Raw genomic sequence first — 20,382 nt, forward strand, 5'->3', positions numbered from 1 at the left:
AGATTCAATTGTAGGAGCGAGCCTGCTCGCGATGAGGCCCGAAAAAACACCGCCAACCCCTCGATCAAACCACCGGAAAATGAATCCGGAACGCCGCCCCGCCCATCGGCGAATCCCCCAGCGTCAGCTTCGCGTTGTAGCTCTCGATAATGTCCTTGACCACCGCCAACCCGATCCCCTGCCCCGGGTGCTGGCGATCCAGCCGCTCGCCCCGTTGCAGAATCCGCGCCCGCTGATCCGGCGGCACGCCCGGCCCGTCGTCTTCAACGCACAACTCGACCCCGCTCAGGGTTTCGCGCACGCTGATGCGCACTTCGCTCAGGCACAGGCGATAGGCGTTTTCCAGCAGGTTGCCCATCATCTCCAGCAGCGCGCCCTGTTCGATCGGCACGTAACACGGCTCCGGCAGGTTGAAAGCAACGCGCACGCGCTTGTCGCGATAGACCTTGTCCAGCGTGTCGCACAGACTTTGCAGCACCGGCTGCAGGCGCACCTGGTGGCGTACCAGCCCACTTTTACGCAGGCTGGCGCGTTGCAGTTGATAGCCGATCTGCTGGCTCATGCGCTCGATCTGGGTTTGCAGCAACCAGGCCTGATCTCGGTTTTCCGGGCGCTGGGCCATGTCTTCGCTGACGCCTTGCAGCACGGTCAGCGGGGTTTTCAGGCTGTGGGCCAGGTCGTCGAGGGAATCGCGGTAGCGGCTGCGCTGCTCGCGTTCGCTGTGCAGCAAGCGGTTGAGGGAGCCGGTCAGGCGCAGCAGCTCACGCGGGTGTTGTTCGCTGAGGCTTTCGCGGGCGCCGCTTTCGATTTCGTCCAGCTCCTGACTGAGCCGACGCAAGGCCTGCAAGCCCCAGGTCAGACCGATCCACAGCAGCGCCAGCAGCACCAGCAACGCGGCACCGAAACCGAGGTAGAGGTTTTCGCGCAGGCCTTCGAGGGTGACTTCGTACTCGTGCACCGGTTGCAGGGCGACGATGCTGAATGCCGCGCTTTTGCCGCTGAGCAGTTTGACTTCGACGTCGTAGACGAAGAATTCCTGACCATCGGCCTCGCGAATGCGCGCGAATTCGTTGCCGCGTCCGTCGTAACGCGGTTTGTAGTTGATCTTCTCTTCGCCGGTGGCCTTCGAGCGCCAGACCAAATGACCTTCGCGGTCATAGATGTAACCGAGCAAGCGGCTGTCAGTCAGGTTGAAGCGCTCATCGGGCAACTGCGCCGGCATCTGCAGGGCGTTGTTTTCCACCCGCGCGGCGGAAATCAAGGTGTTTACGTCCGACGCCAGGCGTTGCTCAATGGAATCCTGCAACGCCAGGCTGAACGCGCCCTGCATCGCTGGCAGCAACGCCAGCATGAACAGCACCGCCAGGGTGGCGGCGGCCAGCATCAAACGGACACGAAGGGAGCGAATCAAGTGCAGCGCTCATTGAACAGGTAGCCGAGGCCGCGCACAGTGTCGATAGGTTTGAAACCGGCCGGGCCTTCGAGTTTGCGGCGCAGACGGCCGACCAGCACTTCGATGACGTTCGGATCGCGCTCGTCGTCATCCGGATAGAGCTGCTCCATCAAGCGGTCCTTGGCCACCACTTGCTGGTGATGGCGCATCAGGTACTCGAGGATTCGATACTCGTAGGCGGTCAGCGCCAGCGGTTGTTCATCGAGGGACGCTTGTTTGCGATTGAGGTCGAGCAGCAGCGGCCCGGCGACGATGGTCGACTGGGTGAAACCGCTGGAGCGGCGCAGCAAGGCATTCAGGCGCGCATCGAGCTCTTCGAACTGGAACGGCTTGACCACGTAATCGTCGGCGCCGGCGGCGAGGCCTTCGACCTTGTCTTGCCAGTTGCCACGCGCCGTGAGGATCAGGATCGGGAAGGCCTTGCCACGCGAGCGCAGATGACGGATCAGGTCGAGCCCGCTCATGCCCGGCAGGCCGAGGTCGATCACCGCCAGGTCGTGGTTGAACTGCTCGGTCTGGTACAACGCCTCCTCGGCGTTGGCCACGGACTCGACCACGTGGCCGCTGTCCGTCAGGCGGGTTTGCAGGTGATGGCGCAACAGCGCTTCATCTTCGACGACCAGCAGTTTCATAACGCTCTCCTAGGCAAATCGTTATCTCCAGCAGCACAGTTCTCAGTCACACCGCAGAACCCTGTAGGAGCGAGCCTGCTCGCGATGGCGCCAGCACATTCGACATTGATGTCGACTGACACGCCGCTATCGCGAGCAGGCTCACCCTTACAGGGATTGCACTTATCAGAAAGCGTAGTTCGCCGACAGGTAGGTCTGGGCGCTGCTGGTCAGGTCCAGCGAACCCTGCTTGCTGCCACCGCGCTCGCTCATCTCGGTGCTGGCGTTGCTGCGCAGGTAACGGTAACCCAGTTCGACCGAGGTGTTTTGCGACACTTGCTGCAATACGCCAACCTGGCCGCCAATGGCGTAGCCGATGTTGCTGTCGCGGCTGAACCCTGGGGACTCCTGGGTCATTTTGGTCAGGCCGGCCGTGGCACCGCCGAACAATTTGGTGCTGGCGCCTACCGGGTAGAACAGATCGTAGCTGCCCAACAGGTTTTCCTGACGCAGTTTAATGCCATTGTGCGAACCCGACACGTTGTCGTAAGTGGCGTAGTAGCGGCCCTCGCTGTTTTGCTGGCCCAGACGCACACCCCAGGTGGTGTCCTTGCCGATCACGCCGTCGGCGTTCGGGTGGTTGAGGTTGTCGTTCAGGGCGTGGGACTTTTTGACTTTGTCGCTGGTCTGTCCAAGAGTAAGGCTGGCGAAATTATCGTTGGAAGCGAAAGCCGCGGTGCTTGCGCCCATGACGGTGAAAGCCAGAAGCAGTTTTTTGAAGTGAGTCATTGGGGAATTTCCTCATGCGCTATTTGCTTTTTGGGTACGGGGCAAGGTTACGCACCCACCCCTGAACTCCCCCTGAACGCACTCTGAACCTAAGCTGAATCAACTCCACCCGGCTGTTTTGATGACTTTTATGCAGGAGATCCGACCATGCGCGTGTTCCTCGCCCTCGTATTACTGGCCTTGAGCGGGCTCAGCCACGCCGAGATCAAGACTCAGGAGATTCCCTATCAGAGCCCCGATGGCACGAAGCTGATCGGCTATTACGCTTACGACGATGCTATTAAAGGTCAACGTCCGGGCGTGGTGGTGGTGCATGAATGGTGGGGCCTCAACGATTACACCAAGCGCCGCGCCCGTGATTTGGCCGGAATGGGTTACAGCGCGCTGGCCATTGATATGTATGGCGATGGCAAGAACACCGAGCATCCCAAGGACGCCATGGCCTTCATGCAAGCGGCGTTGAAAGACAGTGCCGCGTCCAGCGCCCGCTTCCAGGCCGGGCTCGATTTGCTGAAGAAACAGCCACAGACCCATCCGGATAAAATCGCTGCCATCGGTTACTGCTTCGGCGGTGCCGTGGTGCTGAATGCAGCGCGTCAAGGCGTTCCGCTGGCGGGCGTGGTGAGTTTCCACGGCGCGCTGGCGACCAAAACGCCCGCAACACCGGGCAGCGTGAAAGCGAAAATCCTGGTGGAGCATGGTGCGCTGGACAGCATGGTGACGGCGGACAACGTCGCGGCGTTCAAGGCTGAGATGGACAAGGCCGGGGCCGACTATCAATTCGTCAGCCTTGAGGGCGCCAAGCATGGGTTCAGCAATCCAGATGCGGATCGGTTGGGCCATGGCGATCATGGTGGGCCGGATATCGGGTACAGCAAGGCGGCGGATGAAAAATCCTGGGCGGATATGCAGGCGTTCTTCAAAAAAATCTTCGGTTAAGCAGAAGACCGAGGCGTGGCCTTCGCGGGCAAGCCTCGCGCCTACAGGGCTTGTGTCGTTCCGCCATTTCGTGATCGGCTCAAACCTGTAGGAGCGAGGCTTGCCCGCGAAGAACGATAACGCGGTCTACGTCAGGGCTACCCAGCCCGAAGGCAACCCGGCAAAATGCGCGACATGAATTCCACCCCCGCCCTGCCCGTCTGCTGCACCCCGCTCGACGCCCATTGGCCGCTGCCGCTTGTGCTGCCTGATACGGTGCTGTTGAGCACGCACTTCGATACCTCGCAACTGGCCCTCGATGATTTCAGGCGCAGCGCCATCGAGCCGCCAGCGAGCATCCAGCGCTCGGTCGCCAAGCGTCAGGCCGAGTTTCTGGCCGGTCGGGTCTGTGCCCGGGCGGCGCTGCAGAAGCTGGAAGGGCTGAGTTTCAGCCCGGCCATCGGTGAAGACCGGGCGCCGGTCTGGCCTGCGCATATCAGCGGCTCAATCACCCACAGCACCGGCCGGGCCGCGGCGATTGTCGCGAACAAGACCCACTGGCGTGGATTGGGGATGGACCTGGAAAATCTGCTAAACCCTGAACGTGCCGAACGCCTGGCCGGGGAAATCCTCACCCCGGCGGAATTGCAGCGCATGGCCGCAGGTCATCGTGATCAGTTGGCGATGCTGGTCACGCTGACGTTTTCGGTGAAGGAGAGTCTGTTCAAGGCGCTGTATCCGATTGTTCGGCAGCGGTTTTATTTTGAACATGCGGAAGTGCTGGATTGGAGCGAGAGCGGTGAGGTGCGGCTGCGATTGCTGACAGATCTGTCCAGCGAGTGGCGCAATGGCACGGAGCTGGATGCGCAGTTTGGGGTGGTGGATGGGCAGTTGTTGAGTCTGGTCAGTATCAAGGCCTGAGGATTTGCGGTGTATTGAAGGGCCTCATCGCGAGCAGGCTCACTCCTACAATGGATCTGTGCAACACCGAAGATTCCCTGCAGGAGTGAGCCTGCTCCGGGCGGCGTTCCGACGATGAGGCCAGTACAGACGCCGCAAATCTCACCGCTTCTCCTGATTCCTCGGCCAACTCAGGCTGAAGCACGCCCCGCCCAGGCTCTTGCTCTTGCTGATCAACGCCCGCCCGTCATGCCAATGGATAATCCGCCGCACAATGGACAGTCCCAAGCCATGCCCGCCCGACGCCCGGGTACGGCTGTCATCAAGGCGCAGGAACGGCGTGAAGATTTTTTCCCACGCCGACTCTGGCACGCCCGGCCCGTCATCTTCGATGTCCACCCGGCAACGCTGCTGCCCCACCTGATAACTGACCGTCACCCGCGACGAGGCATGGCGCATGGCATTGCTCACCAGGTTCTGGATCGCCCGGTGTAAATAGCGCGGCTCGGCCTCGACCCAGGCATCGTCACAATCGGCGGCGGACAGGCACAACCCGCGCTGCACGGTGACGTCGGCGCGTAGCGGTGCCAATTCCTCGATCACTTGATTGACCAACGCATCCAGATCGATCCGCTGGAAATTCAGCGCGGGCGAGCCCTGCTCCAAACGCGCGTAGGTCAGCATTTCGTCCACCAGCTTGTCGAGGTCCTCGATGTCGTGGTCCATGCCTTCGCGGTATTTCTCCAGGGCCTGTGGCGTGGTGGCCGAGCCGATCATCTCCAGGCCAAAACGCAGGCGCGCCACCGGGGTGCGCAATTCGTGGGACACCGCGCGCACCAGTTCACGCTGGATCGCCAACAACTGTTGCAAGTGCTCGGCCATGCCATTGAACGCCGAGGCCAGCCGCCCCACCGAATCCGCGCCGCGCGCCGGCACGCGGGTTTCCAGGCTGCCCTTGGCAATACGCGTGGCAGCGGCTTCGAGACCACGCAAGCGACGCTCAAGTTGTCGCACCAAGAGATAGACGATCAAACCGATCAGGCTCAAACCAAGGGCCGCGATCAGCACCAACCATTCGGGCGGATAAGGATTCATCTGGTACAGCGGGCCAATTTCCAGGACCCACGGCGTGCCGACCATGCCGGCAAACACCCGGATCGAGTCACCGCCCTTGCCCAATGCCATCACCGTGTCGCCTTCGGAGATCCGGCGGCTCTGGTCCTCGTCCATGTCCGCCTGGTCGACGGTGACCAGGCGCAAGTCGAAACCGAAGCCTTTGTCTTGTTTCAATTGCGCCAGGCGCTTGGGCTGCTCAGCCACCGGCACGCGCACCAGTTCGTCGGCCAGCAGATAGATAGTCGCTCGCGCCAGTTGCTCGCTGATCTGCTGGACTTCTCCCGTCAAAACCAACTGCTCCTTGTCGCTGACCAGCCGATACACCTTCGCTGCATGCGGGCCGGTCTGTTCCACCAGCGCCTGGCCGCGCAGCACGCGGGTACGCTGCGTCAGGTCGAGGTCGGTCTGGGCGAAGGTCTTCAGCGCCAACGGAATCCCCAGCAAACGCTCCCACACCAGCAAGGCCCGGTGGCGTTCGGTTTCGTTCATCGGTTGCAGGTTGTCGGCCATCAGCGAGAAGGTGCCGTGGGCCAGGCGTTCGCGGTATTGCTCACTGCGCACCTGGTTGAGCAGGTGCAAGGCCAGTACGCCGAGCACCGCGACCAGAATCAGCGCCGCGCACATGCCGCCGTAGATGCGCAGGAAGATCGAGTTCACAGGGTGCAGGCTTCCGGAACGAACAGATACCCTTTGCTGCGGATGGTCTTGATCAGTCGTGGATGCTCCGGATCGTCGCCGATTTTGGGACGGATGCGCGAGATGCGCACGTCGATGGAGCGATCCTGGCCGTCATAGCCGATGCCGCGCAGGGCGGTGAAAATTTCTTCCCGGGACAGGATGCGCCCGGCGTTGGCCACCAGCAGCCACAGCAGATCGAATTCGGCGCTGGTCAGTTCGATGCCGTTGTCATTCAGCCAGGCCTCGCGCAATGCGTTGTCCACCACCAGCGGGCCAAACTGCAGGCGTCGTTGTTTTTCCGGGGCCACCTCAGGGGCTTCACTGCGGCGCAACAGCGCCTGGATGCGCGCCAGCAGCAGGCGCGGACGCACTGGCTTGCACACGTAATCGTCGGCCCCCAGGTCCAGGCCAAGAATCTGATCGGTATCGTCGGTGCGGGCGGTGAGCATCAGGATCGGGCCGTCATATTTATTGCGGACCTTGCGGCAGATGCTCAGGCCATCTTCGCCCGGCAGCATCAGGTCGAGGATCACCAGGTCCGGCTTTTCATTAATGATGCGGGCCGCGGCCAGGGCGCCATTGCCCTCGATCGATACGCGCAGGCCATTGGCTTCCAGGTAATCGCGGGTCAGTTCGGCCAGACGCTGGTCGTCCTCCACAATCAATATCTGCCAGGCTTCTTGCTCCACGGTGACCTCTGCTTGCCAACAACACTTATAAGGAAGGATCCGCCCGTCTTTTTGTAATGATTGGGGAGGATAAGAATGCATACACACTGGCCGATTGTATAAACGCCGAACGCCGAGAACACAAGCCGGCAAATGCGTTCGGACAACCCGGATTTTTGTGATAGGGTTCGCGCCCTTAAAAATCCGAATGACTGTTTTCAATCGCTGAAAATCAGTGAAAAACGGTTCGCTCCCGCTAGGTCGCGGCCTACACGCCTGTTCCTTCTTTCACACACAATTTACGCACAGGTTTATCCACAGGCAGCACGTTGCAACACCCTCCAAAACGCATTATCTTGTAGCACGGCGCCAAAAAAACCCTACATGTAGGGTTTTTGCTTAAAAAGCCTAACCACATTTCAGACCAGAAACTCAAGCGCTTTATTGCTGTTTCCGGTTGAACCAAGCGTGAATTTGAAAGCCCAAACCGCACCTGCGGATGGCACCGTTTTTTGAGGCCAGAACAGCCGGAACGGTACGGGTGTTGCAGTCATTACTGTCACCCTCAATGGAATCCGGTTTCGGGCCCTGGCTCGAGACCAAAGACTTCGGCAAGGAAGCGGCATCATTAGCCTTTTCCTACTGTCCCGAAGTTGTTATGCCCGAGGCCCCTCGGTTGTAGTGCTTCAGGACAGAACGGTGGGCACCATGAAGGTGCTCAAACAAACATAGAGAATGTGGAGACACTCCCCCATGCAAACCGACACAACTCGCGAGAACCCGCAGGGCACCTTGCCGCAGGCCGCTGATTCGACTTCGGATCTGTCCGCCACCGCGCCTGGCCAACTGCGCGTGATCAAGCGTAACGGCACTGTCGTTCCTTATACCGATGACAAGATCACCGTCGCGATCACCAAAGCGTTTCTCGCAGTTGAGGGCGGCACCGCTGCCGCCTCGTCGCGAATCCATGACACCGTTGCGCGCCTGACCGAACAAGTCACCGCGACCTTCAAGCGTCGCATGCCTTCGGGCGGCACCATCCACATCGAAGAAATCCAGGACCAGGTCGAACTGGCCCTGATGCGTGCCGGCGAGCAGAAAGTGGCCCGCGACTACGTGATCTACCGTGACGGTCGTTCGAAAGAACGCGCTGCCCACGCACCGGCCGAAGAAGCGGTCAACGCTCACCCGTCGATCCGCATCACCCGCGCCGATGGCTCATTTGCGCCTCTGGACATGGGCCGCCTGAACACCATCGTCACCGAAGCGTGCGAAGGCCTGGAAGAAGTCGACGGCGACCTGATCCAGCGCGAAACCCTGAAGAACCTGTACGACGGCGTGGCCCTGACCGACGTCAACACCGCCCTGGTGATGACCGCCCGTACCCTGGTCGAGCGTGAGCCGAACTACTCGTTCGTGACCGCTCGCCTGCTGATGGACACCCTGCGTGCCGAAGGCCTGAGCTTCCTGGAAGTCGCCGAAAGCGCGACCCACCACGAGATGGTCGACCTGTACGCCAAGGCCTTGCCTGCGTACATCGCCAAGGGTATCGAATTCGAATTGCTGAACCCGGTCCTGGCCACCTTTGACCTGGAAAAACTCGGCAAGGCGATCAACCACGAGCGCGATCAGCAGTTCACTTACCTGGGCCTGCAAACCCTGTACGACCGTTACTTCATCCACAAGGACGGTATCCGCTTCGAACTGCCGCAAATCTTCTTCATGCGCGTGGCCATGGGCCTGGCGATTGAAGAGAAGCAGAAAGAAGACCGTGCCATCGAGTTCTACAACCTGCTGTCGTCCTTCGACTACATGTCGTCGACCCCGACCCTGTTCAACGCCGGTACCCTGCGTCCACAGCTGTCCAGCTGCTACCTGACCACCGTGCCGGATGACCTGTCGGGCATCTACCACGCGATCCACGACAACGCCATGTTGTCGAAATTCGCAGGCGGCCTGGGCAACGACTGGACGCCGGTTCGTGCATTGGGCTCGTACATCAAGGGCACCAACGGCAAATCCCAGGGCGTTGTCCCGTTCCTGAAAGTGGTGAACGACACTGCCGTCGCCGTTAACCAGGGTGGCAAGCGCAAAGGCGCTGTCTGTGCCTACCTGGAAACCTGGCACATGGACATCGAAGAGTTCATCGAGCTGCGCAAGAACACCGGTGATGATCGTCGTCGTACCCACGACATGAACACCGCCAACTGGATCCCTGACCTGTTCATGAAGCGCGTCTTCGATGACGGCAAGTGGACCCTGTTCTCGCCGTCCGAAGTACCGGACCTGCACGACCTGACCGGCAAGGCTTTCGAAGAGCGTTACGAGTACTACGAAGCCCTGACCGAGTACCCGGGCAAGGTCAAGCTGTTCAAGACCATCCAGGCCAAAGACCTGTGGCGCAAAATGCTGTCCATGCTGTTTGAAACCGGCCACCCATGGCTGACCTTCAAAGACCCGTGCAATCTGCGCAGCCCGCAGCAGCACGTCGGCGTGGTCCATAGCTCGAACCTGTGCACCGAGATCACCTTGAACACCAACAAGGACGAGATCGCCGTTTGCAACCTGGGCTCGATCAACCTGCCGAACCACATCGTCAACGGCAAGCTGGACACCGCCAAGCTGGAACGCACCGTGAACACCGCCGTTCGCATGCTCGATAACGTAATCGACATCAACTACTACTCGGTGCCACAAGCGAAGAACTCCAACTTCAAGCACCGTCCGGTCGGCCTGGGCATCATGGGCTTCCAGGACGCTTTGTACCTGCAGCACATTCCTTACGGTTCCGACGCGGCCGTCGAATTCGCCGACAAGTCGATGGAAGCGGTCAGCTACTACGCGATCCAGGCTTCCTGCGACCTGGCCGACGAGCGCGGCGCCTACGAGACGTTCCAGGGTTCGCTGTGGTCCAAAGGCATCCTGCCGCTGGATTCGCAACAGATCCTGATCGAGCAACGTGGCCAGAAGTACATCGACGTTGACCTGAACGAATCCCTGGACTGGGCACCGGTTCGTGCCCGTGTGCAGAAAGGCATTCGTAACTCCAACATCATGGCCATCGCACCGACCGCGACCATCGCCAACATCACCGGCGTATCGCAGTCGATCGAACCGACCTACCAGAACCTCTACGTGAAATCGAACCTGTCGGGCGAATTCACCGTGATCAACCCGTACCTGGTTCGCGACCTGAAGGCTCGCGGTCTGTGGGACTCGGTCATGATCAACGACCTGAAGTACTACGACGGTTCGGTGCAACAGATCGAGCGCATCCCGCAAGAACTCAAAGAGCTCTACGCGACCGCGTTCGAAGTGGACACCAAGTGGATCGTTGACGCGGCAAGCCGTCGTCAGAAGTGGATCGACCAGGCTCAGTCGCTGAACCTGTACATCGCTGGCGCATCGGGCAAGAAGCTGGACGTGACCTACCGCATGGCCTGGTACCGTGGTCTGAAAACCACTTACTACCTCCGTGCCCTGGCCGCAACCAGCACCGAGAAGTCGACCATCAACACCGGCAAGCTGAACGCTGTTTCCAGCGGCGGCAACCACGGTGAAGATTCGGTCCTGGCAGCGCCAGCCGGCCCTGCTCCAGTGCCGAAGGCTTGCGCCATCGACGAGCCGGATTGCGAAGCTTGCCAATAAGCTGAGCCGGTGAGCGCCGCAAGGCGCTCGTCTGGATAACCCCCGATCAGTCCTCTGGATTGTCGGGGGTTTTCTTTTGCCCCAAGGAAAGTGGTGACCGGGCTGACGCCTTCGCGAGCAGGCTTGCTCCTGAACTGGACAGGCGCCGCACTGAAGATCCTTTGTAGGAGCGAGCCCGCTCGCGAAGGGGCCATCACTGACAACGCAAAATTCGGCACTCGAGACAAATCCCGCTCATAAAAAAAGCCCCTCTCACGAGGGGCTCTTTATTCAGCGCGAACCAGCATCAGGTCATCTGAATGATGGTCTGCATGATGGTGCTCTGAGTGGAGATGGTCTTGGCGTTCGCCTGGTAGTTGCTCTGCGCCTTGATCAAATCGACCAGTTCGTTGGTCAGGTTGACGTTGGACTCTTCCAGGGAGTTGGACACCACCGCACCCAGCGTACCGGTTTTCGGAGCATCGACACCCGCCTCGCCCGAGGCGAAGGTTTCTTTCCAGCGCGTACCACCGATGGGCTGCAGGCCTTGCTCGTTGGCGAAGCTCGCGACCGCCACCTGGCCGATGGCCTTGGTTTGCTGGTTGCTGAAGTTAGCGGTCATGACACCGGTTTCGTCGATGGTCAGGCTGGAAATCTGGCCAGTGGCGTAGCCGTCCTGAAACTGCTGGGTACGGGCAGTCGGCGAATTGTAAGAGGTGGTCTTGGTCATGTCGAAGGACAGGCCGCCAGTGGCCGCAACCGAACCGTTAGGCCCCCAGACTTTTGGCGTCACGTTGGCATTGGTGACCACGCCCGGCACCCAACCGGTCAACTGGAAGACTTTACCGGTCACAGCAAAGCCAGGACTGCCGGTCATGGTGTTGACGGTACCGTCAGAGTTGAAGGTCACGTTGGCCGTCACTGGCACCGGTGGCTCGGCGGCCGGGTTGGACGGCGAACGACCGTCGACGTAGGTGTACACGGTCCACGCGTTGGTACCGGTTTTCACGTAGTACTGGTCCAGGTTGTGCTGGTTACCCTGGCTGTCATAGATATGCGTGGAGATCGGCTTGTTGTAGCTCAATGGCTCGGCCGGGTTGAACGGTGTAACGGTCGGCAGGGTTTCCGAGGAGTTCAGGTTAATCGTCTGGTCGACGCGAGTGGTGGCCTTGGGCGACAGGCTCGAGGTGTCGATTTTCAGGTCGGTCAGCACGCCATTGATGATCTTGCCGTTGTCATCAACGCCGTAACCTTGCAGGCGGTTGCCGTTGTTGTCGACCACGTAGTTTTCGGCGTCAGTCTTGAACGCACCGGCACGGGTGTAGCTCAGGGAACCGTTGTCGCTGAGGATGAAGAAACCGTTGCCCTGGATGCCCATGTCCAGCACGTTGCCGGTGTTGTTCACGTCGCCCTGGCCGAACTGCTGGGAAACGTTGGCCAGACGCACGCCGTTGCCGACGGTCTTGCTGCCGGTACCCAGGCGAGTGGCCGAGTACACGTCTTCGAATTCTGCACGGGACGATTTGAAACCGGTGGTCGCGACGTTGGCGATGTTGTTGCCGGTCACGTCCAGTTGTTTGTTGGCTGCATAGAGACCGCTAAGGCCGATATTGAAAGACATATTCCACTCCTTTGTGCCGTGTTAGTCGGCTCTATATACCAATGGTCTGTACTTTGGACAGGGCGATACTGCCCAGGCCTGCGAGGTTCAGCATCAACTCACCGCCGGTCTGGCTGATGGTCACGCTGTTGACGGTGGCTGGCAGGTAAGTCACCAGCGCGGTCGCCTTGCTGTCGTAAGTCGCGGTGGCGGCGAATTTGTACGTGCCGGCCTTGGCCACTTCGCCCGCATCGTTTTTGCCGTCCCAGATGAAGCTGGCGTTGCCGGCCTGCTGGCTGCCCATGTCGATGGTGCGAATCACTTTGCCATCGGCGTCGGTGATCTTGATCGTCACCGGATCCACCGATGCCGGAACCACGGCCGTGCCGTTGAAGCTCTTGGAGGTATCGACCACCGCTGTGTCGGTCTGCGCGACCACCGAGCGGCCCACCAGCGAAGATGCTTGCAGCGCTTGCGACGAGTTGTAGTTGCCGGCAATGCCGCTGACCGTATCGTTCAGCGTGGTGATGCCTTCCAGGCTACTGAACTGTGCCAGCTGAGCCACGAAGTCACCGTTGTCTTGCGGCTCGAGCGGGTTCTGGTTCTTCAGCTGGGTAACCAGCAATTGCAGGAACGCGTCCTTGCCCAACGCCTTCTTGCCGGTGGCGCTGTTGGTGGCCGAGGCCAGGCCGTCGCTGCTGGTGTTATTGGCCTTGACCGAAGAGTTGGCCAAGACGTCCTTGATGTTCACGCCGCTGGTTGTATCGGTAACACTCATCTGAGTCGCCCCTTATCACTGACCGAGGGTCAGGACCTTCTGCATCATGGTTTTGGCGGTGTTCATCATTTCAGCGTTGGTCTGGAACGAGCGACTGGCGGAAATCATGTCGGCCATTTCTTCGACGACATTGACGTTCGGGTAGTAGACGTAGCCCTTGGCATCGGCGGCCGGATGGTTCGGCTCGTAACGCGCGTCAAGGTTGCTTTGGTCTTCGACCACGCCCAGCACTTGCACGCCTTGGCCGGCGGCGTCCTGGTTCTGGAACAGCGAATCGCTGCCGCCGCTCTGGCCGCCCTGGAACATGGTGGCGAACACCGGGTGACGGGCGCGATAGGTCTGGTCGATGCTCGACGAGACGGTTTCGGCGTTGGCGATGTTCGAGGCCACGGTGTTCAAGCGCGTGGTCTGCGCACTCATGCCGCTACCGGCAATGTTGAAAACACTGGATAGGGACATGACTTACTCTCCGCGCAGGGCTGACATCAGCCCTTTGAATTTGCTGTTGAGCAGGGTGAAGCTGGCCTGGAAGCCGACGGCGTTTTCCGCGTAGTTCGACTGTTCCAGTTGGGCGTCCACGGTGTTCTGGTCGATCGACGGCTGCATCGGCGTGCGATACATCAGCGACTCGTCGCCATTGCCCAGGCCTTCGGCCTCGATATGGCGGTTGTTGGTCATGTTCAAGGCAAACGTGCCGCCCTTGGTTTTCTCGTTCTGTGCGGCGAGCACTTTGGAGAATTCCAGGTCCCGAGCCTTGTAGTTCGGGGTATCGGCGTTGGCGATGTTGTTGGCCAGGACCTCGGCACGCTGCGCGCGGAAGCCCAGGGCTTGTTCGTGGATACCGAGCGCTTTATCGAAGCTGATGCTCATGTCGGGAAACCTTCGGGTGACCTGATTTTTCGTAACAGAGACATAGCAAGTGGCGTGCCAATTCAAAAAACCCCGGAAACCGGGGCTTTGCCGGCAGTGGCAAGGCGGCAATGCCAGAAAAGCGGCAACCGATTTCCGCCGCCTGCCGCTTTTCTGCCGCTTATCACCCTCTAAAGAACACCACCCTCCCCTGTGGGAGCGAGCCTGCTCGCGATAGCGGTGTAACAGAAACATTGATGTTGGCTGACACGACGCCATCGCGAGCAGGCTTGCTCCCACAGGGGGATCGTGGTGATGTCAGGGCAATCATCGGGCAAAAAAAACGGGAGCCCCTGAGGACTCCCGTTTTTTGATGCGGCCAACGAATCACTTCGCCTGGTAAATGATCCCCGGGCTGCACTGGACCATCTGGTAATGATCCGGCAAACCGTTCAGCGCTTCGGAGGCGCCGAGGAACAGATAACCGCCTGGCTTGAGCGTGCTGTGAATACGCAACAGGATGTCTTTCTTCACCTCGGCGGAGAAGTAGATCAGCACGTTGCGGCAGAACACGATGTCGAACTTGCCCAGGGCCGCGTAGCTGTCCAGCAGGTTGAACGAGCGAAACTCCACGCGACTCTTGATCGGCGCCTTGATCGCCCAGCGCCCCGGCCCTTTGGGGTCGAAGTAACGCTGAAGACGCTCGGGCGACAGACCACGGCCGATGGCCAGGCTGTCGTACTCGCCGGTCTTGCAGTTGGTCAGCATGGTGCCGGACAAGTCGGTCGCGACGATTTGCGCGCCCATCTTCAACTGGCCCATGTTGACGCGCTCGAACTCATCGATCGACATCGACAGCGAATACGGTTCCTGACCCGACGAGCACGCCGCCGACCAGATCCGCAAGCGCTGGCCGGGGGCCGCCTTGATCGCTTCGGGCAACACCTTGTTCTTCAAGACTTCAAACGGATAGGTGTCACGAAACCACAGGGTTTCGTTGGTGGTCATGGCATCCACCACCATCTCGCGCAAACCGCTGCGCGGCTGGGTCTGGATGCGCTGAACCAGCTCACCCAGGGATTTGATGCCTTGCTGCTCCATCAGCTTGTTGAGACGGCTCGAGACCAGGTACTGCTTGTTTTCACCGAGCAAAATGCCACAGGCTTTTTCCAGGAATACCCGGAACTGTTCGAAATCCAAATTACCCGTAGACAAAGATGCCGCCTCTTAAATCGTGTTAACCGCCAGGGGCAGAAGGCCCCTAGCTGATATCTGCTGCTTTGATCCGGTCGACTACCCGGGATGCCAGGTCATCAGGACGGAATTTTGCCAGGAAGTCGTCCGCGCCGACCTTCTTGACCATTGCCTGATTGAATACACCCGACAACGAAGTATGCAGGATGATATGTAGCTTTTGCATGCGCGGGTCGTTGCGGATCTCGGCCGTCAGGGTGTACCCGTCCATTTCCGGCATCTCGATGTCGGAAATCATCATCAGGAACTCTTCTTCCGGCTTCTTGCCCTCATCGACCAGCTTGCGCAAGTAATCCAGCGCTTGCCTGCCGTCGTTCAATGCCACCACTTCAACGCCGACCGTTTGCAGGCAACGGGTCACCTGCTTGCGCGCCACCGACGAGTCATCGACCGTCAATACCCGCAAGGACAGCGCCTTGTGCTGGGTTTCGACATCCACCACGCCGACCGAAATCGCTTCCGGTGTCGGCGCCACTTCCGCCAGCACTTTCTCGACGTCTATGATTTCGACTAACTGATTGTCGACCCGAGTCACAGCCGTCAGGTAATGATCGCGTCCCGTGCCCTTGGGTGGCGGATGAATCTCCTCCCAGTTCATGTTGACGATGCGCTCCACCGATCGCACCAGGAATCCCTGGGTCTTGGTGTTGTACTCCGTGATGATCACGAAGGGATTGCTTTGATCTTTAAGTGCGCCGGAGCCGGTCGCCATCGCCAGATCAAGAATCGGAATGGTCGCCCCCCGGATATTTGCCACACCGCACACGACAGGACTGGACTTGGGCATCAGGGTCAGTTTGGGGCATTGCAGCACTTCCCGAACCTTGAACACGTTGATCCCATATAGCTGCTGGCCGTCGAGACGGAACAACAACAGCTCAAGGCGATTCTGCCCAACCAGTTGCGTGCGCTGGTTTACTGAATCCATTACACCAGCCATGCACTGACTCCTACACCAACGCTTAAGTGTGTTGCGACGCACATTTATTGCTAAACGGCACGGCGCTTGCTTTTTAACTCTTATGAACACAGAACCGACATTTTTCCGACGCCTGACATCAATTACCCGCAAATTGCTTTGCGCAATGTCGGCCGTCTGCCTGTTCAACGCTGGTAGCCCTGCCCTTGCTGACGCGGTTACCTTGCCTGACATGCTTATCGGCGTCACTCAGGGCTTTCTTGAATTCACCGTAGAAGACTATTTGGCTACCAGTCAAACGGAAGGACGCTACGAAATCGAAGTCAACCAGCTCGATCCGCGACTGCGCATGCCCATGTGCGACAAGGAATTGACAGCCACCCTGGAGAGCCCGGCGACCCCGATCGGACGGGTCACGGTCAAGGTCCGCTGCGACAGCACATCCCCCTGGACAGTCTTCGTGCCCGCTCAAGTCCGCCTGTTTCGGGACGTTGTCACCACCACCCGGCCGCTCAAACGCGCCGGGGTCATCGAGCCCGGCGATGTCATGTTGCGCGAGCGAGACATCAGCCTGATCAACCAGGGTTATTTCACCTCCCTGGAACAAGCCGTGGGGCAGAAACTTACCCGACCAACGGTCGCCAATCAGGTCCTGACGCTGGTCCATCTCGAACAGGCGGAAGTCATCAGCAAGGGCGACCAAGTGGTGATTACCGCCCGCAGTGGTACGCTCAGTGTGCGTATGCCGGGTGAAGCCCTGTCCAACGGCGGCCTGCGTGAACAGATTCGTGTGAAAAACCTCAACTCCCAGCGGGTCATCAAGGCGCAAGTCATCGCGCCGGGCCAGGTGGAAGTTGCCATGTAGAACAATCTGCTGGTGAAAGATGGCGCGCCGCCCGGCTGTTCCCTAAACTGTGCCGCAGGCAGGACAAGCGCTGGCGCATGCAAGCTCATTGATAAATGGGCCTAAAGTTTTCGCAGGGAGAGCCGAAAACATGGCAAGCGTCCAAATACCCAGAGGTTTTTTACCATGGTCATCGATTTCAGCCGTTTGAACAGTTCCTCGTCACTTACCGGTAGTACGCGTACCAGCACCGCGAAGGAAACCGCCGAAACCGGCACATCCGCGCCGCTGAATACCCCGGCCGAACAGGCCAGTACCGTCAAAAGCGGGGAATCGGTACACCTCAGCAATGAGGCTCAACAGTTGCAGAAGGTCACTGACAAGCTGCGCGATCAGCCTGCCGTCGACAACGCCCGCGTGGCCGAGTTGAAAGCAGCGATTGCCGATGGCAGCTATAAAGTCGACAGCAACCGTGTAGCCAGCAAACTGCTCAACTTCGAAGCCCAGCGCTAGGCCACGGCCTGCGCCAGGCTTTTGGACGCTTAAACCCCAAGGCCAGCCATGCACGACACTAATTTACTGCAACTGATCACCGACGACTTTGCTCCAGCGCAACGCTTGCTGGAGTTACTGCAAACCGAGTCCCTCGCCTTGCACGGTCGCGACATGCCGCTGCTCGAAGATATTCTGGCGCAGAAGCAGGCAATGATCATTCTGCTTGAACAGCATGGCCGCAAGCGCAGTGAAATCCTCGTCAGCCTCAATCTGCCGGCCGATCGCAGTGGCCTGGAGCAACTTGCCAGCCAGTCGAGCATCGGCGATCAATTGCTGGAACAGAGCGAGAAACTGACCGATCTACTGGCTCAATGCCAGGCAGCCAACGTCAATAATGGCCAGTCGATCCTGGTCCAGCAGGCCGCCACGGCCAATCAGCTGAAAATCCTCACCGGCGGCGAACCGCCAGCGCTTTACGATGCCCGCGGATCAACCTCCAAGCTCGCAAAGCCGCGCCCGCTTAGTCAGGCTTGAGCCTGTTGATGAGCACGCTCTATCAAGACGCCTCACATGCTGGCAGTATGCTAGCAAGTCGCAGTCAAATTTTGCCTGGAGAATGATGAACCGTGTTCAATGCCTTAAACGCGGACGATGCTCCGCAGCCACCCAAGGTGCTATCCACGCCGATGGAAATCGCCGGTAACCTGCGGCAGCTGCAAGAAAGCCATGATCCGCTGATCATCACGTTCCATGAGCGCACCCAACGCTTCCAGAGCTATCTGGTGAACGTTGATCGCGACAGCAATTCGATCGCCCTGGATGAAATGATCCCGCGTGACGGGGAACGTTTTCTGCTGGCCGGAGAACCATTCAAGGTTGAAGGCTTTCATGACGGCGTGCGCATCGCCTGGGAAAGTAACGGTACGCTGACCATCGATGAGTCCGGCGATGCTCGCTGCTATCGTGGCCCACTGCCCGCTGAAGTGATCTATCACCAGCGCCGTAATGCGTTCCGTGCGGCGTTGAAACTGGCGCAACTGGTCAACGTCGAACTGGGCGGTGAGAAACTCAAATCGACCTTGGGCGGCAAGCTGCTGGACATCTCGGCCACCGGCTGCAAACTGCGTTTTGAAGGTGACATCACCGGCAGCCTGCAACTGGGCCAGGTCTATGACCGCTTTGTCGCCGCCCTGCCCTTCGGCAACATGACCGCACCGGTCGAATTGCGTTACCTGCACTTCGAAGAGAGGATCTCCACCACCTTCGCCGGTGTTCGCTTTCATAACATGAGCGGTCTGGTGCAGCGGCAAGTCGAACGGTTCGTCTATCAGCTACAGCGTGAAGCACGCCGTTTCGACAAAGACGACATGTAATACGGTGCTTCAACAAAAAACGGGCAGTCCCTTGCGGTGACTGCCCGTTTTTTTATGCGCAGGTTTTTAGGGCCTGGCTTCGGTGAAGCTTTGCTCACGACCCGCATCCGGGTCTTCTGATGGTGGATCGGTCTCAGTCTCGGGATCCGGCTCTGGTTCAGGCGCAGGTTCCGGGCTGATCGGATTTTGCATCTGATCCTGCACCACCTGCTCATCGACCCGCGGGTCAAGGCATGCCACCAGTGGCGAACTCGACATGCTGTCCGGCATAGCCACGTGATGCAACGGCGCATCTTCGACCTGATGCAGGTTGGTGACCGCTTTCGGGCGAATCCGCCACACCAGCACCAACGCGAAGAAGCTGAAGAAGGCATACAGCATGTGGCTGCCGAACAGCTTCATCAGGACCCCGGCCACCAACGGCCCGATGCTGGCGCCCACGCCGTAAGTCACCAGCAACATCGCTGTCAGGGACACGCGACGATCACCTTCGACGTGGTCATTGGAGAAGGCCACCGCCAGCGGATACAGGCAGAACATCACCAGCGAACAGAAGAACCCGGCGACGAACAGAACCTCCAGCGGCACCTGCTGCATGATCGCCAGCGGCAACGCGGTCAGGGCCAGGACCACCGCAAAACAGCGGATCAACAACGCCCGGTCATAACGGTCAGAGAGCCAGCCCAATGGCCACTGCACCAGCAGCCCGGCAAAAATGCAGCTACCCATAAACAGACCGACCTGCTCGGTGGACAATCCTTGCTGCGAGGCATACAGCGGCGCCAGACCGTAGAAGGAGCCAATGATCAGCCCCGCGCCCAGCACCGTGCTCAATGACTGCGGCACGCGCTTGATGAAGAACCGCGGCTCCATCGGCGCCGGATGCAATGGCGCCGGGTGAATCCGCCGGGTCAAGGCCACCGGCACCAGACACAGCGCGAAGCACAAGGCGACCAGCATCAGCAGTTCCAGGCCCAGGGCCGGGTGCATGACCAGAATCAGTTGGCCCAGCACCAGCCCCAGGTAGGACGCGATCATGTAGCCGCTGAACACCGTGCCACGCTGGGACGCTTCAGCCTGCTCATTGAGCCAGCTTTCGATCACCATGTACTGGCACATCATGCCGAGACCGACGATCACCCGCAGGAATATCCACGCCGGCAACCAGTCGACCAGGCCGTGGCCGAGCACCGCCGCGCCGACAATCCCGGCGCAGGCCGAATAGGCGCGAATATGCCCGACCCGGGCGATCAGTCGGTGACCGATCTTGCCACCCAGCACCAGGCCGAAATAGTTGGCGGCCATCAACGCACCCACCCACAAGCTGTCGACGTTATCCGCCGCCAGACGCAAGCCCAGGTAGGTACTCAGCAAGCCTGAGCCGATCAACATCATCAGCGAGGCAAAATAAAGCGCTCGAAAAGGTTTCCAGATTTGGCGCATCGGCGTTCCGAGCGGCTCCTTGCGGTAAGAAACGGGCTATCCGAAAAGATAGCCCGAAGACGACAGG

The 20,382-nt window shown here is 59.6% G+C and carries 19 protein-coding genes; 7 read left to right on the forward strand and 12 right to left on the reverse strand.

Annotated elements, in window-relative coordinates; translation table 11 throughout:
- Positions 1–64 precede the first annotated feature (64 nt).
- From HP062_RS12495 to HP062_RS12505, 3 genes are all read right to left on the reverse strand, one after another.
- Positions 65–1,411, reverse strand: a complete 1,347-nt coding sequence (locus tag HP062_RS12495; protein ID WP_010457134.1) for an ATP-binding protein — start codon at positions 1,409–1,411, stop codon at positions 65–67.
- Positions 1,408–2,085 (reverse strand): response regulator, encoded by a 678-nt coding sequence (locus HP062_RS12500; protein ID WP_077749196.1) that lies wholly within the window; start codon positions 2,083–2,085, stop codon positions 1,408–1,410. The genes HP062_RS12495 and HP062_RS12500 overlap by 4 nt, the downstream gene beginning before the upstream one ends.
- 165 nt (positions 2,086–2,250) lie before the next feature.
- Complete coding sequence (locus tag HP062_RS12505) at positions 2,251–2,853, reverse strand: membrane protein (RefSeq protein ID WP_010457138.1); 603 nt, start codon at positions 2,851–2,853, stop codon at positions 2,251–2,253.
- 147 nt (positions 2,854–3,000) lie between these two features.
- Here HP062_RS12505 and HP062_RS12510 point away from each other — a divergent pair, with 147 nt between their 5' ends.
- Both HP062_RS12510 and HP062_RS12515 read left to right on the forward strand, forming a co-directional pair.
- The gene (locus HP062_RS12510) at positions 3,001–3,792 is read left to right on the forward strand and encodes a dienelactone hydrolase family protein (protein ID WP_172791472.1); all 792 of its coding nucleotides are present in this window, start codon (positions 3,001–3,003) and stop codon (positions 3,790–3,792) included.
- A 174-nt stretch (positions 3,793–3,966) separates the two neighbouring features.
- Complete coding sequence (locus tag HP062_RS12515) at positions 3,967–4,692, forward strand: 4'-phosphopantetheinyl transferase (protein WP_218585117.1); 726 nt, start codon at positions 3,967–3,969, stop codon at positions 4,690–4,692.
- Between the two features lie 141 nt (positions 4,693–4,833).
- On the opposite strand, the gene HP062_RS12520 is transcribed toward HP062_RS12515, so the two are convergent.
- Both HP062_RS12520 and HP062_RS12525 read right to left on the reverse strand, forming a co-directional pair.
- Positions 4,834–6,444 (reverse strand): ATP-binding protein, encoded by a 1,611-nt coding sequence (locus HP062_RS12520; protein ID WP_010457144.1) that lies wholly within the window; start codon positions 6,442–6,444, stop codon positions 4,834–4,836.
- Positions 6,441–7,154 carry a response regulator gene (locus HP062_RS12525; protein WP_010457146.1) on the reverse strand — a complete coding sequence of 238 codons (714 nt, stop codon included), beginning with the start codon at positions 7,152–7,154 and terminating at the stop codon, positions 6,441–6,443. The genes HP062_RS12520 and HP062_RS12525 overlap by 4 nt, the downstream gene beginning before the upstream one ends.
- 732 nt (positions 7,155–7,886) lie before the next feature.
- Between HP062_RS12525 and HP062_RS12530 the strand changes: the two genes are divergently transcribed.
- Complete coding sequence (locus tag HP062_RS12530) at positions 7,887–10,781, forward strand: ribonucleoside-diphosphate reductase subunit alpha (protein ID WP_010457148.1); 2,895 nt, start codon at positions 7,887–7,889, stop codon at positions 10,779–10,781.
- 286 nt (positions 10,782–11,067) lie between these two features.
- Here the strand turns inward: HP062_RS12530 and flgE are convergent, their stop codons facing one another.
- The 6 genes from flgE to HP062_RS12560 form a co-directional block, all read right to left on the reverse strand.
- Entirely contained in the window at positions 11,068–12,381 is a 1,314-nt protein-coding gene (flgE, locus tag HP062_RS12535) for a flagellar hook protein FlgE (RefSeq protein ID WP_077749191.1), read from the reverse strand.
- Between the two features lie 31 nt (positions 12,382–12,412).
- Positions 12,413–13,138, reverse strand: a complete 726-nt coding sequence (gene flgD, locus HP062_RS12540; protein WP_077749190.1) for a flagellar hook assembly protein FlgD — start codon at positions 13,136–13,138, stop codon at positions 12,413–12,415.
- 15 nt (positions 13,139–13,153) lie between these two features.
- A complete protein-coding gene (flgC, locus tag HP062_RS12545; RefSeq protein WP_010457154.1) occupies positions 13,154–13,597 on the reverse strand; it encodes a flagellar basal body rod protein FlgC in 444 nt (147 codons plus the stop codon).
- Positions 13,598–13,600: 3 nt separating this feature from the next.
- Positions 13,601–14,008 (reverse strand): flagellar basal body rod protein FlgB, encoded by a 408-nt coding sequence (gene flgB / locus HP062_RS12550; protein WP_010457156.1) that lies wholly within the window; start codon positions 14,006–14,008, stop codon positions 13,601–13,603.
- A gap of 366 nt (positions 14,009–14,374) precedes the next feature.
- Positions 14,375–15,202 carry a protein-glutamate O-methyltransferase CheR gene (gene cheR, locus HP062_RS12555; protein ID WP_010457158.1) on the reverse strand — a complete coding sequence of 276 codons (828 nt, stop codon included), beginning with the start codon at positions 15,200–15,202 and terminating at the stop codon, positions 14,375–14,377.
- 46 nt (positions 15,203–15,248) lie between these two features.
- Positions 15,249–16,181: a chemotaxis protein CheV gene (locus HP062_RS12560; protein ID WP_010457160.1), complete on the reverse strand. Its 933-nt coding sequence runs from the start codon at positions 16,179–16,181 to the stop codon at positions 15,249–15,251.
- Positions 16,182–16,263: 82 nt separating this feature from the next.
- Between HP062_RS12560 and flgA the strand changes: the two genes are divergently transcribed.
- The 4 genes from flgA (at position 16,264) to HP062_RS12580 (ending at position 18,872) form a co-directional block, all read left to right on the forward strand.
- On the forward strand, positions 16,264–17,025 hold the full coding sequence (gene flgA / locus HP062_RS12565; protein WP_077749189.1) for a flagellar basal body P-ring formation chaperone FlgA: 762 nt from the start codon (positions 16,264–16,266) through the stop codon (positions 17,023–17,025).
- Positions 17,026–17,190: 165 nt separating this feature from the next.
- Complete coding sequence (gene flgM / locus HP062_RS12570) at positions 17,191–17,517, forward strand: flagellar biosynthesis anti-sigma factor FlgM (RefSeq protein WP_010457164.1); 327 nt, start codon at positions 17,191–17,193, stop codon at positions 17,515–17,517.
- Positions 17,518–17,565: 48 nt separating this feature from the next.
- Positions 17,566–18,033 carry a flagella synthesis protein FlgN gene (locus HP062_RS12575; RefSeq protein WP_010457166.1) on the forward strand — a complete coding sequence of 156 codons (468 nt, stop codon included), beginning with the start codon at positions 17,566–17,568 and terminating at the stop codon, positions 18,031–18,033.
- Between the two features lie 92 nt (positions 18,034–18,125).
- Positions 18,126–18,872 (forward strand): flagellar brake protein, encoded by a 747-nt coding sequence (locus tag HP062_RS12580; protein WP_042932643.1) that lies wholly within the window; start codon positions 18,126–18,128, stop codon positions 18,870–18,872.
- 66 nt (positions 18,873–18,938) lie between these two features.
- Here HP062_RS12580 and HP062_RS12585 read toward each other — a convergent pair whose 3' ends face one another.
- Positions 18,939–20,315 (reverse strand): MFS transporter, encoded by a 1,377-nt coding sequence (locus HP062_RS12585; RefSeq protein WP_010457169.1) that lies wholly within the window; start codon positions 20,313–20,315, stop codon positions 18,939–18,941.
- Positions 20,316–20,382: the final 67 nt, after the last annotated feature.

Source organism: Pseudomonas sp. B14-6 (assembly GCF_013260315.1).
In the GTDB taxonomy this organism is placed as follows: Bacteria; Pseudomonadota; Gammaproteobacteria; order Pseudomonadales; family Pseudomonadaceae; genus Aquipseudomonas; species Aquipseudomonas mandelii.